Below are 25,796 nucleotides of genomic sequence, written 5' to 3'. Positions count from 1 at the left end.
CGTCGGCTACGTGCCGATCCAGCGAGGCGGCCCGGTCGAGGGAACCCCGGCCGAGGGCGCCGTCTTCCTCTCCGCGTTGACCGCCGGGCCCATCGCCCGCGTCGACATCGCCCGCGAGACCGGGCTGTCGTCGGCCGCCGTGACGCGGGTGGCGAAGCTGCTCATCGACGAGGGCTACCTCGAGTACGCCCCGGACCAGCCCCAGCAGAACAACGGCGACGAGACCCGCATGGGCCGGCCGAGCAGCCCGCTTCAGGTGCACGCCCGGCAGACCGGGTCGTTCGGCATCATCGTCCGCCGCGACGAGCTGATCGGCATGGTGTGCGACCTCGCCGGTGCACCTCGGGTCTCCGAGCGCCGCCCGCTGCCGGACAACTCCGTCGACGCCACGGTCGCCGCGATCGCCGCGTTCCACCGCGAGCTCGTCGCCCGCGCCGAGGACGTCGGCTTCGTCGTCGCGCCGCACGACCTGGGGCTCAGCCTCTCCGGCGACATCGACCACGACACCGGCTACGTCCGCTACTCGCCGTTCCTCGGCTGGCGCGACGTCGACCTCGGCGCCGCCGTCAGCATCGCCGTCGGCGCCCCCGTCGTCGTCGAGAACGACGTCAAGGCGCTCACCGTCGCCGAGCAGTGGTTCGGGCTCGGGCGCGGCATCACGAACTTCGCCGTCGTCACCATCGGCACCGGCATCGGCTGCGCCCTCGTCGTGGACGGGAGCCTGGTCCGCGGTGCGCACAGTGTGGCCGGCGAGATCGGGCACCTGCCGCTCGGCGACCCCGCGGTCCGCTGCCACTGTGGCGCGCACGGCTGCGTCGAGGCCGAGGCGTCGACGAAGGCGCTGCTGGACAGTTGCCGCGCCGTCACCGGCCGCGACGACCTCACCATCGAGTCCGCGGTGGAGCTGGCACGCACCGGCGACGACGGCGTCCGCGCGATCTTCGCCCGGGCCGGCCGGCTCATCGGGCTGGCACTCGCGTCGGTGGCCAACCTGCTCGGCCCGGAACGCGTCATCGTCGCCGGTGAGGGCGTGTCCAGCTTCGACCTGTTCGAGACCGCCCTCCGCGAGGCCTTCGCGGAGCAGGCGTTCGGCGCCGCCCACCAGGTGCCCATCCACGTGCGCGACCTGCCGTTCGAGGAGTGGGCCCGCGGTGCCGCCGCGGTCGCCATCCAGGAGCTCGTTTTCCCGTCCCGCCAGCGCGTCACCGCCGACGTGCGCCGTCGCCCAGGGGTCCGTCGTGTCTGAGTCCTCCACCTGGTCCGTGTCCCACGGCGCGAACACCATCGCGCTCACGTGGTTCCGCGGCCGCCTCACCTGGACCGCGCTGCACGACGGCGTCCAGGTCACCGCACCCGCGCCGCTGCACCTGCGCACCGGCGACGGCCGCGACCTGCTGTCGGGCGCGACCTACCGGGGCGACGACACCCGCGAGGTGACCGAGGAGTACGAGCTGGTCGTCGGCAAGCGGGTCGGCCCGCACGCCGTCGACCACCGCGAGCGCACCATCCGCTTCGCCACAGCCGGCGACGGCGGTGGCGAGGTCGCCGTCGTGCTGCGGGCCGCGCCCGACGGCGTCGCCTTCCGGTTCGTCCTGATCGGGCTCGACGGCGTGACGGTGACCGGCGGCGACGCGGGCCTGCGGTTCCCGGCGACGGCGCCGGTCTGGCCGCTCACCTACACGCCCTGGTACGAGACCACCCGATTCACCAGCACGCTCGACGCGCTGGAGCCCGGCGACTACGGCTTCCCGTTCCTCGTCGAGCTGGCAGAGGACACGTTCGCGCTGGTCACCGAGGCCGACCTGGACGGCCGCTACGGCGGCTCGTTCGCGCGGTACGACGGCGGCGGCGCGCTCACCGTCACGCTCGCCGACGACGTGGTGCTCGACGGCGACAGCGTGGCGACGCCGTGGCGGGTCGCCATCGTCGGCGACCTCGGCACCGTCGTCGCGTCGCACCTGGTCGACGACCTCGCTCCGCCGGTGGCCGGCGGCACCGTGCCCGTCTGGGCGCGGCCGGGTCGCGCCGCGTGGTCGTGGTGGTCGGACTTCTACAGCGGTGCGCACCTGTCCAAGCAGTTGCGCATGCTCGACTACGCCGCCGCCCGCGGCTGGGAGTACGTGCTGGTCGACTGCGGCTGGGACGGCGTCTGGATGCCCGAGCTGGTGTCGGCCGCCAGCGAGCGCGGCGTCGGCGTGTTCGTCTGGGTCGTCTGGGACCACCTGGCCACACCGGAGCAGCGGCGGAAGCTCGCCGAGTGGGCGTCGTGGGGCGTCGCCGGCGTCAAGGTCGACTTCATGGAGTCCGAGGCGCAGGCGCGCTACCGCTGGTACGACGAGGTCATCGCTGAGTGCGCCCGCGTGGGCCTGATGATCAACTTCCACGGCTCGGTCATCCCGCGCGGCTGGTCGCGCACGTATCCGCACGTCATGAGCTACGAGGCGGTGCGCGGTGCCGAGTACTACGTCTTCTACAGCGAGCCGCTGACCCCCGAGCACAACACGATCGTGCCGTTCACCCGCAACGTCGTCGGCTCGGCCGACTACACGCCGGTGACGTTCTCGGCCGCCGCCCGGCTGACCACCGAGGCGCACGAGCTGGCGCTGGCCCTGGTGCTGGAGTCGGGGCTGCTGAACTACGCCGACGAGATCGACGAGTACGCCAAGCGGCCCATCGCCGAGGCGGCGATCGAGCGGATCCGGGCGCACTGGGACGAGACGCGGCTGCTGGCCGGGCGGCCGGGGGAGTACGTCGTGCTGGCCCGCCGCTCGGGCGCCGAGTGGTTCGTCGGCGCGCTGTCCGCGCTGGCCGAGCCGAAGCCTGTCACCGTCGACCTCACCGTTCTAGGCCTGAACACCGGTGAGTACACCGCTACGATCATCACCGACGACGACGGCGGCAAGCTCTCCCGGGCGATCCGGCCGGTGACCGCGGCGGACGCCGTCGACCTCACCCTGCGGCCCAACGGCGGCGCGCTGGTCCTGCTCGCCCCGCCCGGCGGCGCGGGGGCCGCTGCGTCACGACAGCCGCAGCCGGCAGCCGTCGCCGTCGCCGTCGCCGACCCGATCGTGCGCGGCGTCCCCGGTGAGCCGGTCGAGATCGCCGCCACCGTCACCGGCGCCGAGCCGCACCTCGTCGTCCCGCCCGGCTGGGACCCGCCGCGCCCAGTCCGCGACGGCGTCTGGTCGGTCACCGTCCCCGCGGACACCGAGCCCGGCCACGTCGCCGTGCTGGCGGTCCACGCCGGCGAGCCGCTCGGACCCCGTCGTTCCACCCTCGCGCACGTGCGCGTCGTCAGCCCCCTCGGCGCGCAACCCGCGTCGCTCGTCGCGCTCACCCCCGTCGCCGCCGTCAACGGCAGCGGGCCGGTCGAGCGGGACATGTCCAACGGCGAGGGCAACCCCGCCGACGGCCGGCCGATGTCCGTGGCCGGCGTGCACCACCCCCGTGGCCTCGGTGTCTGCGCCCCGGCGGACGTCACCTGGGTGCTCGACGGCACGGCGGCGCGGCTCACCGCGTCCGTCGGCGTCGACGACGAGAGCCCGGCCGGCACGACGGCGACCTGCGCCGTCGTCGGCGACGGGCGCGTCCTGTCCACCGTCGAGGTCGCGCACGGCGAACCCGCGCGCGAGCTGGACGTGGACCTCACCGGCATCACCCGGTTGCGGCTGGTCGTGCAGCCACCGCCCGCCGGCGCCGAGCCCGCGCACGTGGACTGGATCGACCCGCACGTGCGGCCCCTGACCTGAGTCACGCTCCCATACGAACGGAAGGTACGACGATGAAGTCGACGAAGACCCTGCTCGGCCTGATGGCCGCGGCGGCCGTCCTGACGCTGGTCGCATGCGGCGACAACGGCGCCTCGGCCGGCGGCTCCGACGACGGCGACGGCGGTGACAGCGCCGAGGAGGTCAACCTGACCTTCGCGACGTTCTCGCCGGACCAGGAGTCGGCCATCCGCGAGGTCCTCGACGTGTTCGAGGAGCAGAACCCGGGCGTCTCGGTCGAGATCCAGATCATCCCGTGGACCGACTACTGGAGCACGCTGCAGACGTCGACCGCCGGCGGCACCGGCCCGGACGTCGCCTGGATGCTCGGCGCGAAGATCGGCCAGTACATCGACGGCGGCGTGCTGCTGCCGCTGGACGACGCGTTCGAGGAGTCCGGCCTCGACATCGAGAAGTACCCGGAGCAGCTGGTCGACCTGTTCGTCGACGACGGCACCACCTACGCGCTGCCCAAGGACTTCGACACCATCGGCCTCTGGTACAACAAGGCGCTGTTCGACGAGGCCGGCCTGGCCTACCCGACGCCGGACTGGACCTGGGACGACGTCATCACCAACGCGAAGGCACTGACCAAGCCCGACGGCAGCGTCTACGGCATCGGCGCGCCCATGGACCCGCAGGCCACGTACTACAACACGATCTACCAGGCCGGCGGCGAGGTGATCTCCGAGGACGGCACCACGTCGGGCTACGACAGCCCCGAGGCGATCGAGGGCATCAAGTTCTGGACCGACATGATCAACGTGCACCACGTGTCGCCCACGCTGGAGTCGTTCGCCGACACCGAGTCGGTCGCCCAGTTCATGTCCGGCCGGCTCGCCATGCTGACCACGGGCTCGTTCTACGCGATCCGGTTCGCGAACGACCCGTACTCGTCGGAGAACTTCGACGTCACCGAGCTGCCGGGCGGCGCCCAGGAGGCGACCATCATCAACGGCATCGGCAACGTGGCCCTCGCCTCGACCGAGCACCCCGAGGAGGCCGCCCGGCTCGCCGTCTTCCTCAGCGGTGAGGAGGCCTCGCAGATCTCCAGCGAGACCGGCACCGTCATCGGCTCCTACGACGGCACCCAGCAGGCCTTCGTCGACGCGTTCCCGCAGTTCAACCTGCAGGCGTTCCTCGACCAGGCCGAGAACGGCGTCGTGCTCCCGGTGTCGCGCAACACCGACGCCTGGGCCAGCCGCGAGGGCGAGTTCCTGACCCCGGCCTGGACCGGTGAGCAGACCGTCGAGGAGGCGGCCGCGGGTCTCGCCGGGGCCATGAACGAGGCACTGGCGCAGGAGAACTGACGCTCTGATGACCGTCACCCAGACGAAGGGCTCGGCGGCGCCACCCGCGCCGCCGGCCCCGCCGGGCGGCCGCCGCCGGCCGAACCGGCACCCGGACAACGCGTGGGCGGCGATCCTGCTCGCGGTGCCGTTCGCCGGCCTGGTGATCTTCTACCTGTGGCCGCTGCTGCGGACTGTGCTGCTCAGCCTCTCCGAGGGGACGGCGTTCACCGGCTACACGGTCACGGGGTTCGACAACTGGCGGCAGCTGTTCGAGGGCGACGACGTCTGGCGGGCGCTGGTCAACACGCTGGTGTACGCGGCGATCGTGCTGCTGGGCGTGCCGCTCGCCATGGTGATCGCCGCCCTGCTGCACCAGAAGGGCCTGCGCGGCCGGTCGTTCTACCGCACGCTGTACTTCGTCCCCGTCGTGACCATGCCCGTGGCCGTCGCGATGGTCTGGCGCTACATCTACAACGGCGACTTCGGCCTGCTCAACGAGGTGCTCGACTCCGTCGGCGGGCCGACGAGGGCCTGGGTGGCCGACCCCGACACCGCGCTGTACGCCGTCGCCGTCGTCGGCATCTGGATGGCGCTGGGCACCAACCTGATCATTCTGGCGGCCGGGCTCGAGGCCGTGCCGGAGACACTGGAGGAGGCGGCGATGCTCGACGGCGCCGGGCCGATCCGGCGGTTCTTCTCCGTGACGGTGCCGCTGCTGACCCCGTCGATCTTCCTGGTGTCGGTGCTGAGCGTGATCGGGTCGCTGCAGATGTTCGACCTGCTGTTCATCATGCTCGGCCGCACGAACCCGGCGCTGGCCGACTCCAAGACGATCGTCTACCTGTTCTACGAGGAGGCGTTCGTGCGCAACGACCGCCCGCTCGGCGCGGTGATCGCGCTGGTCACCCTGGTGGTGACGCTCGCGGTGACGGCCGTGCAGTTCCGCCTGCAGCGACGGTGGGTGACCTATGCGTGAGTCTGCGCGTTCTTCCCGTCACCTGGTGACGCACGTCGTGCTGATGGCCGGCGCGCTGCTCATGGTGTCGCCGTTCCTCTGGCAGTTCCTGACGTCGCTGAAGACGCTGGGGGAGTCGACCCGGATCCCGCTGACGGTGCTGCCGTCGTCGCCGCAGTGGTCGAACTACTCCGAGTTCTTCGACGTCGTGCCCGTCGGCTCGATGGCCGTGAACAGTGTGCTCGCGCTGGTGCTGCGCGTCGTCGCCCAACTGCTGATCGCGTCGCTGGCGGCGTACGTGTTCGCGCGGCTGCGCTTCCGCTTCCGCGGGCCGCTGCTGGCCTGCTTCCTGGTGGTGCTGATGGTGCCGCCGCAGCTGTTCGTGATCCCGCAGTACGAGGTGATCCGGACGATGGGCTGGCTGAACTCGGTCCAGGCGCTGGCGCTGCCCGGTGCGTTCAGCGCGTTCGGCGTGTTCGTGCTGTACCAGTTCATGCGGACGCTGCCGCCCGAGCTGGACGAGGCCGCGAAGATCGACGGGGCCAACCCCTGGCAGATCTATCTGCGGATCATCCTGCCGCTGTGCCGGCCGGCGCTGGCCGCCCTGACCATCCTCACCTCGCTGTTCTCCTGGAACGACCTGCTCTGGCCGCTGATCGTCAACACCATCCCGGACCGGATGACGCTGCCGGTCGGCCTGGCCACCCTGCAGGGCGCCCAGGGCACCGACTATCCCGTCCTGATGGCGGGCTCGCTGCTGACGATCCTGCCGATGGTGCTGGTCTTCGTCCTGCTGCAGAAACAGTTCATCCGCGGCATCGCGATGTCCGGAATCAAGGCCTGACGGCCCCTCTCTGAAAGCTCTGTCTATGTCTCTCTCTCCCGGTTTCGACGTCGTGCACGAGCTGACCGCTTCCTCCTCGGGGGCCGAGGTGTTCGAGCACGGCTGGCAGTCCTTCAGCCCGACCACCGCCTACCCACTCGGCACCCGGCCGCACCGGCCCACGTCCGAGCGCAACCGGATGCTCAACTACCGGCAGGCGTCGCACCCCGGCCGCGAGGGTTACTTCAGCGAGGGCGTGCTGGCGGTGGCCGACGGTTCTGGTGCCGTGCACGTCGTGGCCGCGGCCGACCCGTTCACGACGGGGGTGCGGCTGCAGGCGGTCGCTGACCCTGGCGGCTCGGTCGTGGTGGGGGCGGACGGGCCGGTGGCCGTCACCGTCGTGCCCGGGTCGTCGGTTCAGGAGGCCCTGCGGTCGTGGGCTGTCGGTGCCGTGGAGGGGGCCGGTCTAGCGCCTGCTCGCCCCGCGCCGACCGCCTGGTGCTCCTGGTACGAGTACTGGGGCGACGTCCGCGAGACCGACGTCGTCGAGAACCTCGGGGCCATGCGCACGCTCGACCTGCCGATCGACGTCGTGCAGATCGACGACGGCTACTCCGCCGAGATCGGCGACTGGCTGACGCCGTCGTCGACCTTCACCGATCTCCGTGGCCTGGTCGAGAAGATCCGCGGCGAGGGCCGCCGGGCCGGCATCTGGCTGGCGCCGTTCTTCGCCGGCGCGCGGTCGCGGCTGGCCGACGAGCACCCGGACTGGCTGCTGCGGCACCCGCACGGCGGCCTGTTGCACGCCGGCAACAACTGGAACCAGGACCTGTACTCGCTCGACCTGTCGCACCCCGGCGCGGCGGAGTGGATGAGCTCGGTGTTCTCCACCTTCGCCGAGTGGGGGATCGACTACTTCAAGATCGACTTCATCGCGGCCGGGGCGATCCCGGGCTCGCGTTACTCGGGAGTCGATCCGGTGACGGCGTACCGGGACGGGTTGCGGCTGATCCGGTCGGCCGTGGGTCCGTCGGCGCACATCCTCGGCTGCGGGGCGCCGGTCCTGCCCTCGGTCGGCCTGGTCGACTCGATCCGCGTCAGCGCCGACACCGGCCACACCCTCGAGCCCGGCGACGGCGACATGTGCTCGCCGAGCCAGCAGGCCGCGGTGCTGTCGGCCGACGGGCGGCAGTTCATGAACGGCGTATTCTTCGCCAACGACCCCGACTGCCTCATCGTCGGGCCGAAGGTCGAGAACCGCGAGACCTGGGCCGCGCACGTCGAGAAGGTCGGCGGCGCCGTCGTGAGCAGCGACCGCCTGCTCGGCCTGGACGACTGGGGCCTCGAGACCACCCGCCGGTTGCTGACCCGCTGACCGGCTGGTCGCGTCGGGAGGGAGTTGTCCGCGCTATAGCGGGTGAAACTCCCTCCTGACGACGCCCACAGTGTCGGTGCCTGTCCGTACTCTCATCCGGACGGATGGAGGCACGGGTGCAGAACTGGGGTGCGTCGCAATGGTCCGCGGTCGGAACCGTCGCGACTCGCCCCTGACATCCTCGTTGCACGACACGAGGCTCGAGGGCTCTTACCTGCTGGTCAATGGGATACCAACCATGCCTCCGCGCATGCGCCTGGCCCGAATCTTCGATTCGGCCATTCAACGGAACAAGGATCCCGAGCTCCCTTGGCGCTTCGACGTGTGCGTGCAGTTCTCGGATTATCGCGGGAAGGGGCAGGAGCCGCTTCGCTACGTGCTCGATCTTGAGCCGTTCCGAAGCGGCCGTTTCGTCAATGAACGAGGCATCCATCACGCGGCTGAGGCCCTGGGGGAGATTCGTACGCTATTGAAGCGTTCCATGCGAGGCGGCCGCTTGAGAGTCTCGATCCACGACGAGGATTACGCGCGTTGGTCCGATCGGTGGCAGTACGACCGCAGCGGCGACACTCCGTCCCTGGGTAACAGATGGCCTGCCGGCCGCCCGTCGCCCTCGAAGTTTCAGAATCTCGAGGAGTCATGGGTGAGGCGTGTCTGGTACTCGACGAAAGTGCGAGTCCGCCGTCGCTGAGGGCGGGGTTACTACCGCTATAGCAGTAGCAACTCGCCCTCGACCCCTACCGGCCGTCGTCAGTTCGCGCACAAGCAGCGACCTAGATTGGGCGCAACGTGCGACCCAGGGAGGATCCATGCCACATGTGAGATCGGCCGACGGCACCAGCATCGGGTACGACCGGCTGAGCGACGACGGCGACACCGTGGTGCTCGTCGGCGGCGGGCTCGACGACGGCAGCGAGAACGTGCCGCTGGGCGAGCACCTCGCGGGCGCCGGGTTCGCCGTCGTCAACTACCGGCGCCGCGGCCGGGGCGACAGCGGCGACACGCAGCCGTACGCCGTCGAGCGGGAGATCGAGGACCTCGCCGCGGTCATCGACGCGACCCGCCGTCCGGCGCACCTGTTCGGCGCGTCGTCGGGCGGGGCGCTGGTGTTGGAGGCGGCGGCCGCGGGGCTGCCGGTGGGCCGGATCGCCGTGCACGAGGTCCCGTACCTGCTGACCGAGCCGATGGTCGCGGCCTGGCGCCAGTACGTCACCGACCTCGGCCGCGCCCTCGATGCAGGGGACCGCGACGAGGCGTTGCGGCTGTTCATGCGGCTGGCCGGGTCGTCGGACGAGGACATTGCCGGGGCCGAGGCGGCGCCGGTCTGGCCCGCGCTGCTCGACCTCGCGCCGACGCTGCGCTACGACGCCGCCTGCCTGGGCGACGGCCCGCCGCCCGCGGACCGGCTGGCGCAGGTCGCGCAGCCGGTGCTGCTGTCGACCGGCGCGACGGTGGACCCGCACTCGGCCGGGCTGCCGGTCGACTTCTTCGGTGCGGCCGCAGACGCCGCGGCAGACGCGCTTCCGGACGCCCGGCGGCTCACCGTCGAGATCGCCGGCCACGTCGCCGATCCCGCGCTGCTGGCGCCGAAGCTGGCGGAGTTCTATCGCACTGGCTGAGCGGGTCAGGGCTCCCAGCGCAGCCGCTCGTGCAGGATCGCCTGCTCGGCCGGGTTGCTGGTGAGACGCAGGGCGCGCTCGTCCGCCGCCCGAGCCTCAGCCGGTCGGCCGAGGTCGCGCAGCAGGTCGGCCCTGGTCGCGTGCCACAGGTGGTACGCGTCGAGCCGCCCGGCCGGCTCGCCGTCCAGCTCGGCCAACGCCGCCTCGGGCCCGGCCACGTACCGCAGCGCCACCGCCCGGTGCAGACGCGTCACCGGCGACGGCGCGACCGCCAGCAGCAGGTCGTACAGCAGCACGATCTGCTCCCAGTCGGTGTCCTCCCACCGCGGCGCCTCGGCGTGACAGGCGACGATCGCGGCCTGCAGCTGGTAGGGCCCCGGCTGCCGGCGCCGGGCCGTGCGGGTCAGCAGGTCGACGGCGTCGGCGATGGCCGCGTGGTCCCAGCGGGACCGGTCCTGGTCGGCGAGCAGCACGAGGTCGCCGCCGGCGGAGAAGCGGCCGCCCGCCCGGGCGCGGTGCAGCCGGATCAGCGCCAGCAGCCCGGCGACCTCCGGCTCGTCCGGCAGCAGCTCGTGCAGCAGCGCCGCCAGCCACTCGGCGTCGTCGACCAGCCGCTGTGACGCGACCTCGCCGCCTGAGGACAGGTAGCCCTCGTTGAGCATGAGGTAGACGACGGTGAGCACCTCGGCCGTCCGCGCCCGGAGGTCCGCCTCGACCGGTAGCCGGTACGGGATCCCGGCGTCGGCGATCTTCCGCTTCGCCCGCGTGATCCGCTGCGCCACCGTCGTCTCCGGCACCAGGAACGCGCGCCCGATCTGCGCCGTCGTCAGCCCGCACACCACGCGCAGCGTCAGCGCGACCTGCGCGGACCGGGGGAGCGCCGGGTGGCAGCAGGTGAAGATCAGCCGCAGGCGCTCGTCCGGTTCCGACGGCACCGGCCACTGCACCTGGGCCAGCTTCTCGCGGTAGCGGGCCTCGCGGCGCAGCACGTCGAGGCCGCGGCGCCGGGCGACGGTGAACAGCCAGGCGTCCGGCCGGTCCGGGATGCCGTCGACAGGCCACCGCCGCAGCGCCTCGACGACGGCGTCCTGGACCAGGTCCTCGGCGGCGCCGAAGTCGCCGATCAGCCGGACCAGGGCGGTCGCGAGCCGGCCCGCGTGCTCGCGCACGGTGCGGGCCAGCTCGTCGTAGGCCGCCTCGTCGCGAGCCGGGCCTGCCGCCGTCATGACTCCAGCGGCCGGATCTCGATCACCGGGCAGCCCGGCCAGCTCTTCGCCATGCGCAGCGCCTCGTCGAGATCGGCGACCTCGATCTCGAAGTAGCCGCTCACGACCTCCTTGCCCTCGACGAACGGTCCGTCGGTGACGACCGGCTCCGGCCCGTCGAGGCGGACGGTGGTCGCGGTGTGGGCGTCCTGGAGCTTGTTGCCGCCGCGGATGACGCCGCGGTGCTCGGCCACCCACGCGTCGACCAGCCCGAACGCGCGGGCGCGGTCGTCGGGCGTCATAGCCTGAAGGTCGGCGTGGAACTGCTCGGTGTCGACGAACAACAGCACGTACTTCATGTAGTCAGGCTCCCTGCAGCGCGGCCAGGCGGCGGCCCAGCTCCTCGGGCTCGACGTCCTCGACGTGCGTCGCGATGGTCCAGCCGTGCCCGAACGGGTCGACGACGAAGCCGTCGCGGTCGCCGTAGAACTGGTCCTCGGGTGCCCGCTTCAGCGTCGCCCCCAGCTCGACGGCGCGGGCGACGACGGCGTCGACGTCCGCGACGTAGAGGAACAGGAACGACGGCGACCCCGGCAGCCCGCCGGCCGGCGGCGCCTCGGTGCCCATCATCGGCGACGCGTCCTCGACGATCAGCACCGAGTCGCCGATCTCGATCTCGGCGTGCGCGACGCTGTCGCCAGGCCCGGGGAACCGCATCCGCTCGGTCGCGCCGAACACCTCGGCGTAGAACTCGAGCGCCTTCGCCGCCCCGTCGACGACGAGGCAGGGGGTGACGCGGCGGTAGTGCGCGGGGGTCGGCTGCACGCTCATATGGTCCTCCTGGGTGTCTCGGCCCGTGTGGCCTTTCTACCCAGGAGACGAACGACGGTGTGCCGGTTACGACAACCCGGCCGCCGGTTTGATCACTTTTCGCCGAACCGGCGGCGGGCGCGACCGGGCTGTGCTTACCGTTCCGGGGTGCGCAACCGTCTCCGGCCTGCCGGCCTCCTCGTCCTTCTGCTGCTCGTGACGGCGTGTTCGAGCGACGGCGACGGCGACGGGGACGGCGGCGGCTCCCCGGACGCCACGCCGACCGACGGCGGCGCCGAGCTGGTCCGGGTGCCGGCCGACGCGGCCACGATCGCTGCCGCCGTCGACGCCGTCGCCCCGGGTGGCATGGTGCTGATCGATGCGGGCACGTACCCCGAGGCCGTCGTCGTCGACAAGACCGACGTCACCATCCGCGGCGCCGACCGCAACGCCGTCGTCGTCGACGGTGAGGGCGAGCGGTCCATCGGGATCCTCGGCATCGCCGACGGCGTGCGGGTACAGAACCTCACGACCACCCGGTACACGCTGGCCGGGGTGCTGATCTCCGGCGTGCACGACGCGTCCGGCACCGTCCCCGGCGACGGCTACTCCAGCGCCGCGCCGGAGGAGGAGCTGCTGCAGCGCTACGAGGTCCGCAACGTCACGTCGACGAACAACGGCCTGTACGGCATCTATGCGTTCCACTCCCAGCACGGCGCGATCATCGACAGCTACGCGTCGGGCGGGGCGGACTCCGGGCTCTACCTCGGCCAGTGCGTCGACTGCGACGCCGTCGTCACCGGCAACGTCGCCGAGCGCAACGCCGTCGGCTTCGAGAACGCCAACGCGTCGGGTGGCGTGCTGATCACCGGCAACCGGTTCGCCGGCAACCGCGTCGGCATGACGCTGACCTCGGACTACCAGGAGGCGTTCGTCCCGCAGCAGGGCAACGTCGTCGTCGGCAACGTCATCAGCGACAACACCCAGGCCGACTCGCCGGCCCACGCCGAGGGCGGCTTCGGCGTCGGCATCGGGATCAGCGGCGGGCAGCAGAACGTCGTCGAGCGGAACCTCATCGGCGGCAACACCACCGCGGGCGCGCTGATCGGCAGTGCGGAGGACGTGCCGTCGCTGGGCAACCGGTTCGTGTCCAACCTGTTCAGCCGGAACCGCGTCGACATCGCCGACGTCTCCACCGAGCGGGCGCCGTCGAACGGCACCTGCCTCGAGGACAACGGGTTCGCCTCGGTGCTGCCGGACGTCCTGGGGACGGCGATCTGCCCGGCCGGGACGGCCGACATCTCCGGCGTGACCCTGACCGACGTCCCCGCCGCCCCACCCGGCGTCCCCTTCCTCGACGTCACCCCGCCCGGCCCGCAGCCCGGCCTCGACGGTGACCTCACCGTCGTCCCCGAGCCTCTCCCGGACACCCCCGAGCGCCCCGACGCCGCCGCAATCGCCGTCCCCGACCCGGCCCTGCTCGCCGACCGCTCCGCCCTCTGAGGGTGATGGGTGCGGGTAGCCATAGCAGCACGGATCCCTCAACCATCGCGCCCGGGTGCCCTCGGGCGTCGATGGGTGAGCGTCTGGTGGCGCTATGGCACCAGCAGGTGCTCACCCATCCTGGGCCGAGCGTCCCAGGGGTGAGCAAGCAATCACCCTCGGGGGGTGATGCGACCGCACCCCCGGTCGGGAGAGCGTCGCACCTAGCCGGCGCGAACCGCGTGCCGGCAGTAGACCGCCGTCGAGGCAGGTGCGAGATGACCGATCTCCACATTCCGAGAGACACGGAGGACGACTACCGCGAGCCGAGTGCGTGGGCCGTGGGCTGGATCGTCTTCGCCGCCGTCATGATGGTCATGATCGGCGTGTTCCACGCGATCGCCGGACTGGTCGCGATCTTCGACGACGACTTCTTCACGCAGGTCAGGGAGTACGTCTTCGACTTCGACGCGGACACCTGGGGCTGGATCCACCTCATCCTGGGCATCGTGCTGGTGATCGCGGGGGCCGCGCTGTTCACGGGGTCGGTCGCGGCCCGCACCGTGGGCGTGATCCTCGCGGGACTCAGCATGCTGGCGGCGTTCGCGTGGCTGCCGTACTACCCGATCTGGGCAGTCGTGATCATCGCGGTGGCCGTGAGCGTCGTCTGGGCGCTGACGGTCCACGGCCGGGACATCACCGCCGGCAGCTGACCGGCCGGCGCCGATGAACATCGTCGTCGCCGCGGTGGTCGTCATCGCGGTGACGGCGGTGGCGGTCGGCGTCATGCTGCTGGTCCGGCGCGGTGCACCGGACGGCGGCTACTTCCACGACGGCGACCGCGCGGCCGGGGTGTTCGGCGTGCTCGCGACGGGGTTCGCCGTCCTGCTCGGCTTCGTCGTCTTCCTGGCCTTCACCAGCTACGACGCTGCCCGCGTGGGCGCGGAGGACGAGGCGCTGATCGTCGCCCAGCAGGTCGAGACCGCGCAGCTGCTGCCGGCCCCCCAGGCGGCGGAGCTGACGGGGGAGCTGGTCTGCTACGCGCGGTCGGTCGCCGGGGTGCAGTGGGAGCGGATGTACGCGGGCACCCTCGGCGAGGAGCTCAACCCGTGGGGTGCGGAGCTGTTCCGGACGATCCGCACGGTGGAGCCGACGACATCGGTCCAGGAGTCGGCCTTCGACACCTGGCTGAGCCAGACGTCGGACCGCGAGGCGGCGCGCAACGACCGCATCCACGGCGCCGTCGGCGTGATCCCGGCGCCGATGTGGATCGTGCTGCTCTTCGCCTCGGTGCTGATCTTCTTCTACATGCTGTTCTTCGCCGACAGCGGCGAGGCGATCCAGGTGCAGGCGCTGCTCATGGGCACCGTCGTCTCGGTCATCACGGCGCTGCTGCTCCTGGTCCAGGCGCTCAACGACCCGTTCCATCCCGGCGTCGGCGGGCTGCAGCCGGTGGCGATGGAGCGGGTGCTGCAGGTCATCGACCAGGAGCTCGAGCTGGTCGGCACGGACGACCCGCCGCCCTGTGACGACCGGGGCATCGCCCTGGAGGCCGGCCGATGACCTGGCTCAGCTCGCTCCCGGCCGGCGTGCTCGTCGGGGGCTGCCTCGTGCTGGCGCTGCTGGTGGTCGTCGCGTCGACGGCGGCCGTGCGGGCGCTGGTCCCCGAGGCCGAGCGGGACCGCGTCCAGCGCATCGCCGCGCCGCTGATGCCGGCCCTGGGGGCGGCGTTCGCCATCCTCAGCGCGCTGACGCTGTCCAGCGAGGCCGGCTACCTGCGCGCCGCGGAGGGCTACGTCAGCGACGAGGGCGCCGCGGCGGCGCGGCTGGCCTGGGCGGCGACCAACCCCGGCGTGGACTCCGAGCCGATCCACGCGGCCCTGCGCGACTACCTGATCACCACGCGCGAGCGGGAGTGGAGCGGCCCGGCCGCCGCCACCGGCGACGACGCCGACACCGAGCGCGCCATCGCGGCCATGGAGCAGGCCGTCCGGACGCAGGCGGGCCGCTGGCAGCAGATCGGCACGCCGGCCTCGACCGAGCTGCTCACGGCCGTGGACGCCGTCACCAGCACTCGCCGGGCCCGCATCGTCGCCGCGGACCACGAGATCCCGGCGCTCTACGTCGTCACGCTGGTGGCCAGCGGGGTCGCGCTGATCGTCAACGCGAGCGCGCTGGCGGTCCGGGGCGGCGCGCGGATCTCGCTGCTGGTGGTCGGTCTGGCCGGCGTGGTCGGCCTCAGCCTGGCGCTGCTGTTCGCGCTCAGCGCGCCGTGGCGCGGCCCGATCACGGTCGGCGGCGATGCCGTCGACGCCGTCGTGCGCGACCTGGATACCGGCTTCTTTCAGCGCGGATGAGAGTGCTCTCACCTTTTTCGGGTGATGGCTCACGGCCGTAGCCGTGAAGGGATGTGGAACACGGGGGTGAGGCATCGTGACGGGGCACGCTGCCAGAACGATCATGGGTGAGCGCGTGAGCGGCGCACGGCCGCCGGCGCTGCCCGCCCGGCTGCGCCCGCCCCGGCCCGCCTTCCCGGTCGTCGACCGGCACCGGCTGGTCGACGCCGTCGCGGCAGGGGTGCAGAGCGCTCCGCTCACGCTGATCCGGGCACCGGCGGGATCCGGGAAGACGGTGCTCGCCGCGGCCTGGGCCACCCGGGCGCGCCGGGGTGTGCCGCCGGCGCGGCTGGCCGGCCCGCCCGCGTGGCTCACGCTCGACGACGGCGACGACCGGCCCGGCGTGTTCTGGTCGCACGTGATCGCCGCACTCTCCCGGACCGGCGCGGTGGTCGACGGCGCCCCGGACCCGGGCCGCGACCTGGACCCGGCGTTCGTCGACCGGCTCGCGGCCGAGCTGCTCACGCACGACGCCCCCGTCGCCCTCGTCCTCGACCAGGCCGAACGGCTGACCGACCGGCGCATCGGCCGCCAGCTCGACCAGCTGCTGCGCGCCGCCGGGCCGCGGTTCCGGCTGGTCATGGTCACGCGGACCGATCCCGCGCTGCCGCTGCACCGGTACCGGCTGGACGCGACGGTGGCGCAGGTCCGCTACGACGACCTCGCCTTCACCCCCGCCGAGGTCGCCGTGCTGCTGGAGCTGCACGGCGTCCGCACCCCCGAGCTGACCAGGATGGTCGCCGAGCGCACCGAGGGCTGGGCCGCGGGCGTCCGGTTCGCCGCCATGGCGCTGCAGGACCACCGCACCGCCGCCGCGGCCGACGAGGTCCGCGCCAGCCTGGAGCCGGACGGGTCGGTGCTGGGGGAGTACCTGGCCGCGGAGGTGCTCGACGCGCTGCCGCCCGCCCACCTGGACTTCCTGACCCGCACCAGCGTCGTGGCGGAGCTGACGCCCGGCCTGGCCGAGGCCCTCAGCGGGCGCCGCGACAGCGAGCGGCTGCTGGCCGAGCTGGTCCGCGGCAACGCGTTCGTCCTGGCGGTGCCCGACGCCGCCGGCGCCTACCGGACCCACCCGCTCGTGCGCGACCTGCTGGGCACGGTGCTGGCGCGGGAGAGCCCGGGCGAGGCGGTCACGCTGCACCGCCGGGCGGCGCGCTGGTTCGCCGCGTCGGGCCGGCTCACCGAGGCGGTGGACCAGCTGGTGGCCGCGGGCGACTGGGCCGGCGCGGCCACCCTGGTGGTCGACGGCGGCGCGCTGGCGCCGCTGCTGGTGCCCGGCCCGGGATCGGCCCTGGTGGGGCGGCTGGAGCGGCTGCCCGCCGACGTGGACACGCCGGCCGCCGCGGCGGTGCTGGCGGCACTCGCGGTCGGACGGGGCGAGCCGCGGCGGGCCGCACGCCGGCTGTCGCGGTGTGACGAGCGGCTGGCGTCGCTCGGCCGAGGCGCGTCCGGCTCCGGCCTGGCGCTGGCGGTCGCGGCCACCCGGACGATGCTGGCCGACGGGGTCGGCGACGCCGGCGCGACGCTCGCGGCCGCCGGGCACCTGCTCGAGGTCGTGCGCGGCGCCACCTGGGTGGACCCGGCCCGGCTCGGGGAGCTGCGGGCGCTGGGGCTGCTCGCGGCCGGCACCGCCCGGCTGCGCGACGGCGACCCGGTGGCCGCCTGCACCGACCTGGCCGAGGCCATGGCGGCCCTCGCCGCCGCCGGCGACGAGCAGCCGGGCACGGACGGTAGCGCCGGGCGCCGCGCGAGCGCGGGCGGCGACGGCGCGGGTGGGAACGGGGTCGACGGGGTCGACGGCAGGGCGGCCGGCCCGGGCGGCGGCGGGGACGACGGCGTCGACGGCTGCGCCGCGGCGATCCGGCTGCGCTGCCTCGGGATGCTCGCCCTCGCGGAGGCGAGCCGGGGCCGGCTGTCGCGGGTGCGGGAGCTGGCCGGCGCGGCCGAGGCGCTGGCCGGCGAGTCGTCCGTCGCGGCCGCCGACCGGCCCGCCGCGGCGCACCTGGCGCGGGCGTGGACGGCGTTGCAGCGCCAGGACCTGGCCGGCGCCCAGCACTGGCTGCGCCGGGCCGTCCGGATCCAGGAGAGCCGCGACGACCCGCTGCTGGCGTCGGTCGGGGTGCTGCTCCAGGTCCGGCTCCGCCGCGACCAGGGCGACGCCGACGGCGCCCGGCGGCTGCTGGAGCGGTCTGGGACCGGCCCGGCCTGGGTCCGGGCCCTGATCGACGCCGAGGCGGCCGCCGTCGACGCCCGCAGGGACCCCACCCGGGACGCCACCCGCGACACCCCGGCCGCACCCCGTCCCGCCGGGATCGAGCCGCAGGCCGCGCGGGTCGAGCAGCTGCTCCAGCAGGCGCATCGCCAGCTCGCCCGCGGCGAGGCCGAGGCGAGCCGGGCCGCCGTCGTGCGCGCCCTGCGCCTGGCCGAGCGCGACGGACTGCGGCGCCCGTTCACGCACGTCTCGCCGCGGGTGCGCCGGCTGATGCGCCTCGACGCGGACGTGGCCGCCCGGGCCGACTGGCTGCGTCCCGGCGGCGCCGGGCCGGCGCACACCACCCGCGCGGAGGACGAGGACCCCGACGGTGGCGTGCCGCCCGGGCGGGCGCTCTCGGACCGCGAGCTCGAGGTGCTGCGGCACCTGTCGTCGCTGCTCACGACGGAGGAGGTCGCGTCGGCGATGTACATCTCCGTCAACACCGTCCGGACCCACATCCGCGGCATCCTGCGCAAGCTGTCCGCGTCGCGCCGCAACGAGGCGGTCCGCCGGGCCCGTCAGCTGGGCCTCGTCTGAGATGGGCTCCCTCGCCGCGGCGCTGGCCGCCGTCGACCCCGTCCCGTGGGCACGCGGGCAGATGGCGTTCACGCTCGGCTTCCACATCATCCTGGTGCCGCTCGGGGTGTCATGGGCGTTCTTCACCCTCATCGCGAACTATCGCGCCCTCAAGCACGACGACCGCGACGCGCTGCTGCTGGCCCAGCGCTGGTCGAAGTACATGGCCGTGACGTTCGCTGTCGGCGCCGTCACCGGCACCGTCCTGAGCTTCGAGTTCGGCCTGCTCTGGCCCAGGTTCATGGGTCAGTGGGGCGACGTCTTCGGCATCCCGTTCATGTTCGAGGGGATCTTCTTCTTCACCGAGGCGATCTTCATCTCGATCTACATCTTCGGCTGGCGCCGGCTGCGGCCCTGGACGCACTTCTGGACCGGCGTCCCGATCGTGCTGGCCGGCATCTTCGGCAGCGCCTCCGTCGTCGCCGCGAACGCCTGGATGAACGCGCCCGGCGGCTTCACCCTGGACTCCGACGGGAACGTCGTCGACGTCGACCCGGTGCAGGTGATCTTCAACGACTCGATGCCGCTGCAGACCGCGCACATGATCATCGCCGCGTACCTGGTGGGCGGGTTCCTGGTCGCCTCCGTCTATGCGACGGGGATGCTTCGCGGGCGCCGCGACCACTACCACCGGCTCGGCTTCGTCATCGCGTTCTCCGTCGCCGCCGTCATGACCCCGATCCAGCTGGGGGTCGGCGACGCCCTGGCCCGCTGGGTGTACGACAACCAGCCGGCGAAGTTCGCCGCGATCGAGCTGGTGCCGGAGACCGGCAGCGACGTCCCCGAGACGCTGCTCGGCCGGCTGAACGACGACGGCACCGTCAGCGGCGGCTTCCCGATCCCCGGGCTGGCCTCGTGGCTGTCCGACCCGAGCACCGGCAGGGACACCGTCGTGCAGGGCCTCGACGCGTTCCCGGCGGACGAGCGGCCCACGACGCGGCAGGTCAACATCGTCCACCTGGCCTGGGACGTCATGGTCGGGCTCGGGACGCTGCTGTTCCTGCTCTCGGTCTGGTACGGCGTCGTCTGGGCGTTCCGCCGGCACATGCCGCAGAGCAGGTGGTTCCTGCGCTGCGCCGCCGCGTCGGGCGTGCTCGCCGTCATCGCCATGGAGGCCGGCTGGGTCGTCACCGAGGTCGGCCGGCAGCCCTGGATCGTGTACGGCCACATGAAGGTCGAGGACGCCGCCACCGGCAACACCGGCGTCTGGATCATGTTCGTCTCGGTCGTCGTCCTCTACGCCGCGCTCGGGACCACGCTGGTGCTCGTCCTGCGCGGGATGAGCCGGCGGTGGCGGCAGGGCGAGGGGCAGCGCGAGGGCGACGCCCCGTACGGCCCGCGCGCACCCGCCGAACGCGGAGCCGGGGCCGGGGCCGGGCGGGAGGCCGAGTCCGAGGAGGAGACGGTCCCGTGAGCACGACGGTCGCCATCGTGCTGCTGGCCGGGATCATCGCGTACGCGATCTTCGCCGGCGCCGACTTCGGGGCGGGGTTCTGGGACCTCGTCGCGGGCGGGCCGGAGCGGGGCGCCCGGCCGCGCGCCGTCATCGAGCACTCCGTCGGCCCCGTGTGGGAGGCCAACCACGTCTGGCTGATCTTCGTGTTCGTCGTGCTGTGGACGTCGTTCCCCGAGGCCTACGCGTCGGTGACGCTGACGCTGTTCGTGCCGCTGGCCATCGCCGCGCTCGGCATCGTCCTGCGCGGGGCCGGGTTCGCGTTCCGCAAGGCCGTCGTCCGCCTGGAGCACCGGCGGGTGTTCGGCGGGGCGTTCGCGCTGTCGTCGGTGCTGGTCCCGTTCGCCCTGGGCGCGATCGCGGGTGGCATCGCGTCGGGCCGGGTGCCGGCGGGCGGGCGGGCCGGCGACCCGGTGGACAGCTGGATCAACCCGACCTCGATCCTCGGCGGCGTGCTGGCGGTCGCGGCCGTCGCCTACCTGGCCGCCGCCTACCTGGTGTGGGACGCCCGGCGGCTGGGCGACCCCGAGATGGCGGCCTACTTCCGCCGCCGCGCGGTGGCCGCCGCCGTCGCCGTCGCCGTCATCGGGATCATCGGCCTGTTCGTGCTGCGCGCCGACGCGGAGTACGTGTACGGCGAGCTGACGTCGCGGGCACTGCCGGTGGTCCTCGTCAGCGTCGCGGCCGGAGTCGGCGCCCTCGTGCTGCTGGTCCGCGACGCCGCGCGCGGCGGGCGGCTGCTCGCCGTCGGCGCCGTCGCGAGCATCGTCGCCGCCTGGGGCGTGGCGCAGTGGCCGTACCTGCTGCCCGAGAGCCTGAAGGTGTCCGCGGCCGCCGCGCCGGACGCCACCCTGACCACGGTCCTGGTCGTCGTCGGGCTCGCCGTACTCGTCGTGGTGCCCGGCTTCATCGTCCTCTACGTCCTGGACCAGCGCGGACTTCTACCCGAGGAGGGCTCATGAGCCTGTCCACATCCCCGTTCCCGCCCATCGCGGACTACGCGTTCCTCTCCGACTGCCACACCGGCGCACTGGTCGCACCGGACGGCTCGGTCGACTGGCTGTGCGTGCCCGCCTTCGACGCGCCGAGCGTCTTCGGCAACCTGCTCGACCGGGGCGCGGGCTCGTTCCGGTGGGGCCCTTACGGCATCAACGTGCCGACGTCGCGGCACTACGTGCCGGGCACGAACGTCCTGGAGACGACCTGGCACACCACCGGCGGCTGGGTGCGCATCCGCGACGCGCTCGTCATGGGGCCGCGCCGGGGGACCGACATCGTCACACCGCACACCCGGCCGCCGACGGACGAGGACGCCGAGCACCTGCTGGTGCGCACGGCCGAGTGCCTCGACGGCGAGGTCGAGATCGAGGCCGTCTGCGAGGCGGTCTTCGACTACGGCCGCGAACCCGCCAGCTGGACCGTGGTCGACGCCGACGACGGCGCGCACGCGGCCGACGCCTCGGGGAACGGGCAGACCGTCCGGCTCAGCACCGACCTCTCGATCGGCATCGAGGGCGGCTCGGCACGCGCCCGGCACGTGCTGGCGAAGGGGGAGCGGTCCTGGTGCGCGCTGTCCTGGAACCACGACCTCACCGTGCCGGACGGCGACGAGGACGCCTTCGGCCGCCTCGACCGGACCATCGAGTTCTGGCGCGACTGGCTGGCCCGCGCCCGCATCCCCGACCATCCGCTGCGCCACCCGCTGGAGCGGTCCGCGCTGACCATCAAGGGCCTCACCTACATGCCGACCGGCGCGACGGTAGCCGCGCTGACGACATCGCTGCCGGAGACGCCGGGCGGCGAGCGCAACTGGGACTACCGCTACACCTGGATGCGCGACACCACGTTCACGCTGCAGGCGCTGCACTACCTCAACCTCGACTGGGAGGCCGAGGAGTTCATGCAGTTCGTCGCAGACGTCGAGCCGCGGACCGACGGCAGCCTGCAGATCATGTACGGCATCGACGGACGGCGCGACCTCACCGAGACCACCCGCGACGAGCTGTCCGGCTACGAGGGCGCCCAGCCGGTGCGGATCGGCAACGGCGCCTTCGACCAGCGGCAGAACGACGTGTACGGCGCGGTCCTCGACGCGATCCTGCTGCACACCCGGCGCAGCAAGCACCTGCCGCGACGGCTCTGGCCGCTGGTGACGTCGCAGGCCGAGGCCGCTGCCGCGGTCTGGCGCGACCCCGACCAGGGCATCTGGGAGGCGCGAGGCAAACCGCAGCACTACGTGTCGTCGAAGCTCATGTGCTGGGTGGCCATGGACCGCGCGGCGCGGCTGGCGGCGATCCGCGACGACCCCGCGAAGGAGCGGGAGTGGGCCAAGACCGCCGAGGAGATCCGCGAGGACATCCTCGCTCACGGCGTCAGCGACCGCGGCGTGCTGCGCCAGCACTACGACACCGACGCCCTAGACGCGTCGACGCTGCTCGCGCCGCTGTTCGGGTTCCTGCCCGGCAACGACGAGCGGATCCGCAAGACCATCGACGCCATCGACGAGGAGCTGACGGACAACGGCTTCGTGCTGCGCTACCGGACCGGCGAGACCGACGACGGCCTCTCCGGCGAGGAGGGCACGTTCCTCATCTGCTCGTTCTGGCTGGTGTCGGCGCTGACAGCGGTGGGCGAGATGGACCGGGCGAGCGCCATGATGGAGCGGCTGCTCGCCATCGCCTCGCCGCTGGGCCTGTACGCCGAGGAGTTCGAGGTCGGCCGGGCCCGCCACCTCGGCAACACCCCGCAGGCGTTCTCGCACCTCGCCCTGATCCAGGCGGCCGGGCGGATCGTCCTGCACGAGCGGCTCGAGGAGCTGTCGCTGTGACCGGGACCGCCGACCGCGTGCTGGTGCTGGGCGGCGGGCTGGCCGGCGTCGCCTGCGCGCGCCGGCTCGCCGAGGAGGACGTCGCCGTGACGCTGGTGGACCGCAACGACTACCACCAGTTCCAGCCGCTGCTGTACCAGGTGGCCAGCTCGCAGCTGCCCGCCGTGGACGTCGCCCGGCCGCACCGGGCCATCTTCAGGGAGCACGACGCGGTCGAGGTCGTGACGGCCGACGTGGCCGAGGCGCGGCTGGCCGAGCGCGGCCTCGTCCTGGCCGACGGGCGCACGCTCAGCGGGTCGCACGTCGTGGTCGCGGCCGGCGCCCGGCCGAACTTCTTCGGCATCCCGGGCGCCGCCGAGCACGCGTTCCCGCTGTACTCCGTCGCCGACGCGGAGCGGCTGCGGCTGCACCTGCAGGACCTGCTGCGGTCGCCGGACGAGCCGGGTGCGCTCGACGTGGTCGTCGTGGGCGGCGGGCCGACCGGCGTCGAGACCGCCGGCGCGCTGGCCGAGTTGATGGGCGTCTGGGACGAGACCGGCCGCGTCGTGCGGCCGGGGCGGATCACCCTCGTCGACCGCGGCGACGCCCTGCTCGGCGAGTTCTCGCCGAAGGCGCACGAGTACGCCGCCCGCAAGCTCACCGAGGCCGGCGCCGAGGTGCGGCTGGGCACCGGCGTCGCGGCCGTGCGCCCGGACCGGGTCGAGCTGGACGACGGCGGCGGCATCCCGGCCCGGACGGTGGTGTGGGGCGGCGGCGAGCTGGCCTCGTCCGTCGCGCGGTCGGCCGGGCCGTCTCCCGGACGGGGCGGACGGCTGGACGTGCGGGCGGACCTCGGCGTCGACGGCTACCCGGGGGCTTACGCCGTCGGCGATGCGGCGAACATCCCGTCGGGCTCGGGCGGCGGGACGTGGCCGCAGCTGGGCTCCGTCGCGCAGCAGTCGGGGAAGTGGGCCGCCGAGAACATCCTGCGCGACCTGAAGGGCGAGCCGGCCCGGCCGTTCCGCTACAAGGACAAGGGCATCATGGCGATGATCGGCCGCAACGCCGCCGTCGCCGAGGTCGGCAAGCGCCACCACCAGGTCGAGGGACCGGTCGCGTTCGCCGCCTGGCTCGGGGTGCACATGATGCTGATGAGCGGCGTGCACAGCAAGACCGACGCGTTCGTGACGTGGGCCTGGGACTACTTCGACCGCGACCGCACCGCCACCATCGAGGCCTCGTCCGCGCCGCAGCGCATCGCCTGGGGCGACGACGAGGCCGACCGGCCGCACATCTCGCTGGACTGAAATCGCTGAGGGGGCCGTCATGGCCGACGAGTACGACGTCATCATCGTGGGATCCGGGGCCGGCGGGGGCACGCTGGCGCACCGGCTGGCACCGTCGGGCAAGCGCGTTCTCATCCTCGAGCGCGGCGACTGGCTGCCGCGCGAGATCGAGAACTGGGACGCGGCGGCGGTCTTCGTCGACAACCGGTACGTGTCGGCCGACACCTGGTACGACGGCGACGGCAAGCCGTTCCAGCCGCAGATCCACTACTACGTGGGCGGTGCGACCAAGTTCTACGGCGCCGCCCTGTACCGGCTGCGCGAGCGCGACTTCACCGAGCTGCGCCACCACGGCGGCGTCTCGCCGGCCTGGCCCATCGGCTACGACGAGCTGGAGCCGTACTACACGCAGGCCGAGCAGCTGTACCAGGTGCACGGCGCCCGCGGCGAGGACCCGACCGAGCCGCCGTCGCCGTCGCCCTATCCCTACCCGCCGGTGTCGCACGAGCCGCGCATCCAGCGGCTCTTCGACGACCTCGCCGACACGGGGCTGCACCCGTTCCACGCGCCGAGCGGGATCATGCTGGACGAGGCCCGGCCGGAGCTCAGCGCCTGCATCCGGTGCGCCACCTGCGACGGCTTCCCCTGCCTGGTGCACGCGAAGTCCGACGCCGACGTCGTCGCCGTCCGGCCCGCGCTGCGGCACCCGAACGTGACGCTCGTGCGCAACGCTGAGGTGCGCCGGCTCGAGACGGACCCGGCCGGGCGGACGGTGACTACGGTGGTCGCTGCGGTCGGCGGGGTCGAGCAGCGGTTCACGGGGTCGGTGGTCGTCGTGGCGGCGGGGGCGGCGAACACGGCGAAACTGCTGCTGGCGAGCGCTGGTGAGCGGCATCCGGGTGGGCTGGCCAACGGGTCGGACCAGGTCGGGCGGAACTACCTGTTCCACAACAGCCGCGCGTTCCTGGCGGTGTCGACGGAGAAGAACGACACCCGGTTCCAGAAGACGCTGGGCCTCAACGACTACTACTTCGGCGACGACGACTTCGAGTACCCGATGGGCAACGTGCAGATGGTCGGCAAGTCGTCGGCGCCCATGTACCGCGGCGAGAAGCCCGTGCTGGCGAACCTGGCGCCGATGTTCGCCCTCGACGAGGTCGCCGAGCACGCCGTCGACTTCTGGCTCTCCGTCGAGGACCTGCCCGACCCGGACAACCGGGTGACGCTGAGCCCCACCGGCGACGTCGTGCTCCACTACACGCCGAACAACCGCGAGCCGCTCGAGCAGCTGTACAAGCGGGTCAAGGGCCACCTGGGGCACCTCGGGATGCACCCGCACCACCTGATCCCGCGCGACGTCTACATGAAGAACGACGTCCCCGTCGCCGGCTGCGCCCACCAGGCCGGAACGGCCCGGTTCGGGAGCGACCCGGCCACGTCGGTGCTCGACCGGAACTGCAAGGCGCACGAGCTGGACAACCTGTACGTGGTCGACACGAGCTTCTTCCCGAGCATCGGCGCGGTCAACCCGGCGCTGACGGTCATGGCCAACGCGCTGCGGGTGGGCGACCACCTCCTCGACCGCCTGAACTAGGCGCGGTTCGCCAGGCCCGAGTTGATCTCGGAGTAACGCGGGATCAATCGGGCGAATCGGGCGGTGACTCCGCGGTTACTCCAAGATCAACTTCTGGGGAGGG

21 protein-coding genes are annotated in these 25,796 nt (G+C 72.9%); 18 read left to right on the top strand and 3 right to left on the bottom strand.

Annotated elements, in window-relative coordinates:
- The first annotated feature begins 10 nt into the window (after window positions 1–10).
- From HD601_RS29400 to HD601_RS29365, 8 genes are all read left to right on the top strand, one after another.
- Window positions 11–1,246 (top strand): ROK family protein, encoded by a 1,236-nt coding sequence (locus HD601_RS29400; RefSeq protein ID WP_221441418.1) that lies wholly within the window; start codon window positions 11–13, stop codon window positions 1,244–1,246.
- Window positions 1,239–3,749 (top strand): NPCBM/NEW2 domain-containing protein, encoded by a 2,511-nt coding sequence (locus HD601_RS29395; protein ID WP_184828019.1) that lies wholly within the window; start codon window positions 1,239–1,241, stop codon window positions 3,747–3,749. Before HD601_RS29400 ends, HD601_RS29395 begins: the two co-directional genes overlap by 8 nt.
- A 32-nt stretch (window positions 3,750–3,781) precedes the next feature.
- A complete protein-coding gene (locus HD601_RS29390; RefSeq protein WP_221441417.1) occupies window positions 3,782–5,077 on the top strand; it encodes an ABC transporter substrate-binding protein in 1,296 nt (431 codons plus the stop codon).
- A gap of 7 nt (window positions 5,078–5,084) precedes the next feature.
- Window positions 5,085–6,035, top strand: a complete 951-nt coding sequence (locus HD601_RS29385; RefSeq protein ID WP_184828017.1) for a carbohydrate ABC transporter permease — start codon at window positions 5,085–5,087, stop codon at window positions 6,033–6,035.
- Between the two features lie 25 nt (window positions 6,036–6,060).
- Entirely contained in the window at window positions 6,061–6,858 is a 798-nt protein-coding gene (locus tag HD601_RS29380; protein ID WP_221441416.1) for an ABC transporter permease subunit, read from the top strand.
- Window positions 6,859–6,883: 25 nt separating this feature from the next.
- Window positions 6,884–8,212: a glycoside hydrolase family 36 protein gene (locus tag HD601_RS29375; RefSeq protein ID WP_184828013.1), complete on the top strand. Its 1,329-nt coding sequence runs from the start codon at window positions 6,884–6,886 to the stop codon at window positions 8,210–8,212.
- 250 nt (window positions 8,213–8,462) lie between these two features.
- Window positions 8,463–8,903 carry a hypothetical protein gene (locus HD601_RS29370; protein WP_184828011.1) on the top strand — a complete coding sequence of 147 codons (441 nt, stop codon included), beginning with the start codon at window positions 8,463–8,465 and terminating at the stop codon, window positions 8,901–8,903.
- Between the two features lie 118 nt (window positions 8,904–9,021).
- Window positions 9,022–9,831: an alpha/beta hydrolase gene (locus HD601_RS29365; RefSeq protein WP_184828009.1), complete on the top strand. Its 810-nt coding sequence runs from the start codon at window positions 9,022–9,024 to the stop codon at window positions 9,829–9,831.
- Between the two features lie 5 nt (window positions 9,832–9,836).
- Here HD601_RS29365 and HD601_RS29360 read toward each other — a convergent pair whose 3' ends face one another.
- From HD601_RS29360 to HD601_RS29350, 3 genes are read right to left on the bottom strand one after another with little or no spacing between them, the layout of a single operon-like run.
- The gene (locus HD601_RS29360; protein WP_184828007.1) at window positions 9,837–11,057 is read right to left on the bottom strand and encodes an RNA polymerase sigma factor; all 1,221 of its coding nucleotides are present in this window, start codon (window positions 11,055–11,057) and stop codon (window positions 9,837–9,839) included.
- Window positions 11,054–11,395, bottom strand: coding sequence for a YciI family protein (locus tag HD601_RS29355; protein WP_184828005.1), 342 nt, complete (start codon window positions 11,393–11,395; stop codon window positions 11,054–11,056). Before HD601_RS29355 ends, HD601_RS29360 begins: the two co-directional genes overlap by 4 nt.
- A gap of 4 nt (window positions 11,396–11,399) precedes the next feature.
- Window positions 11,400–11,867, bottom strand: a complete 468-nt coding sequence (locus HD601_RS29350) for a VOC family protein (protein WP_184828003.1) — start codon at window positions 11,865–11,867, stop codon at window positions 11,400–11,402.
- 147 nt (window positions 11,868–12,014) lie between these two features.
- Here HD601_RS29350 and HD601_RS29345 point away from each other — a divergent pair, with 147 nt between their 5' ends.
- From HD601_RS29345 to HD601_RS29300, 10 genes are all read left to right on the top strand, one after another.
- Window positions 12,015–13,349: a NosD domain-containing protein gene (locus tag HD601_RS29345; protein ID WP_221441415.1), complete on the top strand. Its 1,335-nt coding sequence runs from the start codon at window positions 12,015–12,017 to the stop codon at window positions 13,347–13,349.
- A gap of 257 nt (window positions 13,350–13,606) precedes the next feature.
- On the top strand, window positions 13,607–14,041 hold the full coding sequence (locus tag HD601_RS29340; protein ID WP_184827999.1) for a DUF7144 family membrane protein: 435 nt from the start codon (window positions 13,607–13,609) through the stop codon (window positions 14,039–14,041).
- A 13-nt stretch (window positions 14,042–14,054) separates the two neighbouring features.
- The gene (locus tag HD601_RS29335; protein ID WP_184827997.1) at window positions 14,055–14,891 is read left to right on the top strand and encodes a bestrophin-like domain; all 837 of its coding nucleotides are present in this window, start codon (window positions 14,055–14,057) and stop codon (window positions 14,889–14,891) included.
- Window positions 14,888–15,685 carry a bestrophin-like domain gene (locus HD601_RS29330; protein WP_184827995.1) on the top strand — a complete coding sequence of 266 codons (798 nt, stop codon included), beginning with the start codon at window positions 14,888–14,890 and terminating at the stop codon, window positions 15,683–15,685. Before HD601_RS29335 ends, HD601_RS29330 begins: the two co-directional genes overlap by 4 nt.
- Before the next feature lie 115 nt (window positions 15,686–15,800).
- Window positions 15,801–18,515: a winged helix-turn-helix domain-containing protein gene (locus HD601_RS36120; RefSeq protein WP_184827993.1), complete on the top strand. Its 2,715-nt coding sequence runs from the start codon at window positions 15,801–15,803 to the stop codon at window positions 18,513–18,515.
- Between the two features lies 1 nt (window position 18,516).
- Window positions 18,517–19,968 (top strand): cytochrome ubiquinol oxidase subunit I, encoded by a 1,452-nt coding sequence (locus tag HD601_RS29320; RefSeq protein ID WP_184827990.1) that lies wholly within the window; start codon window positions 18,517–18,519, stop codon window positions 19,966–19,968.
- Window positions 19,965–20,969, top strand: a complete 1,005-nt coding sequence (locus HD601_RS29315) for a cytochrome d ubiquinol oxidase subunit II (protein ID WP_184827988.1) — start codon at window positions 19,965–19,967, stop codon at window positions 20,967–20,969. The genes HD601_RS29320 and HD601_RS29315 overlap by 4 nt, the downstream gene beginning before the upstream one ends.
- Window positions 20,966–22,834, top strand: coding sequence for a glycoside hydrolase family 15 protein (locus HD601_RS29310; protein ID WP_184827986.1), 1,869 nt, complete (start codon window positions 20,966–20,968; stop codon window positions 22,832–22,834). Before HD601_RS29315 ends, HD601_RS29310 begins: the two co-directional genes overlap by 4 nt.
- Window positions 22,831–24,120 (top strand): FAD-dependent oxidoreductase, encoded by a 1,290-nt coding sequence (locus HD601_RS29305; protein ID WP_184827984.1) that lies wholly within the window; start codon window positions 22,831–22,833, stop codon window positions 24,118–24,120. Before HD601_RS29310 ends, HD601_RS29305 begins: the two co-directional genes overlap by 4 nt.
- A gap of 19 nt (window positions 24,121–24,139) precedes the next feature.
- A complete protein-coding gene (locus tag HD601_RS29300) occupies window positions 24,140–25,693 on the top strand; it encodes a GMC oxidoreductase (protein WP_184827982.1) in 1,554 nt (517 codons plus the stop codon).
- The last annotated feature ends 103 nt before the right edge of the window (window positions 25,694–25,796 follow it).

The organism is Jiangella mangrovi (assembly GCF_014204975.1).
GTDB lineage: Bacteria > Actinomycetota > Actinomycetes > Jiangellales > Jiangellaceae > Jiangella > Jiangella mangrovi.
Note: the sequence above shows the minus strand (reverse complement) of the source record. Positions and strands in the feature narration are given on the sequence as shown.

Excerpts from the sequence above, each read along its gene's own strand:
- HD601_RS29300 (WP_184827982.1), top strand. The coding sequence starts at position 24,140 with ATGGCCGACGAGTACGACGTCATCATCGTGGGATCCGGGGCCGGCGGG.
- HD601_RS29355 (WP_184828005.1), bottom strand. The coding sequence starts at position 11,395 with ATGAAGTACGTGCTGTTGTTCGTCGACACCGAGCAGTTCCACGCCGAC.
- HD601_RS29335 (WP_184827997.1), top strand. The coding sequence starts at position 14,055 with ATGAACATCGTCGTCGCCGCGGTGGTCGTCATCGCGGTGACGGCGGTG.
- HD601_RS29385 (WP_184828017.1), top strand. The coding sequence starts at position 5,085 with ATGACCGTCACCCAGACGAAGGGCTCGGCGGCGCCACCCGCGCCGCCG.
- HD601_RS29390 (WP_221441417.1), top strand. The coding sequence starts at position 3,782 with ATGAAGTCGACGAAGACCCTGCTCGGCCTGATGGCCGCGGCGGCCGTC.
- HD601_RS29320 (WP_184827990.1), top strand. The coding sequence starts at position 18,517 with ATGGGCTCCCTCGCCGCGGCGCTGGCCGCCGTCGACCCCGTCCCGTGG.
- HD601_RS29370 (WP_184828011.1), top strand. The coding sequence starts at position 8,463 with ATGCGCCTGGCCCGAATCTTCGATTCGGCCATTCAACGGAACAAGGAT.
- HD601_RS29350 (WP_184828003.1), bottom strand. The coding sequence starts at position 11,867 with ATGAGCGTGCAGCCGACCCCCGCGCACTACCGCCGCGTCACCCCCTGC.
- HD601_RS29375 (WP_184828013.1), top strand. The coding sequence starts at position 6,884 with ATGTCTCTCTCTCCCGGTTTCGACGTCGTGCACGAGCTGACCGCTTCC.
- HD601_RS29365 (WP_184828009.1), top strand. The coding sequence starts at position 9,022 with ATGCCACATGTGAGATCGGCCGACGGCACCAGCATCGGGTACGACCGG.
- HD601_RS29310 (WP_184827986.1), top strand. The coding sequence starts at position 20,966 with ATGAGCCTGTCCACATCCCCGTTCCCGCCCATCGCGGACTACGCGTTC.
- HD601_RS29330 (WP_184827995.1), top strand. The coding sequence starts at position 14,888 with ATGACCTGGCTCAGCTCGCTCCCGGCCGGCGTGCTCGTCGGGGGCTGC.
- HD601_RS29360 (WP_184828007.1), bottom strand. The coding sequence starts at position 11,057 with ATGACGGCGGCAGGCCCGGCTCGCGACGAGGCGGCCTACGACGAGCTG.
- HD601_RS29340 (WP_184827999.1), top strand. The coding sequence starts at position 13,607 with ATGACCGATCTCCACATTCCGAGAGACACGGAGGACGACTACCGCGAG.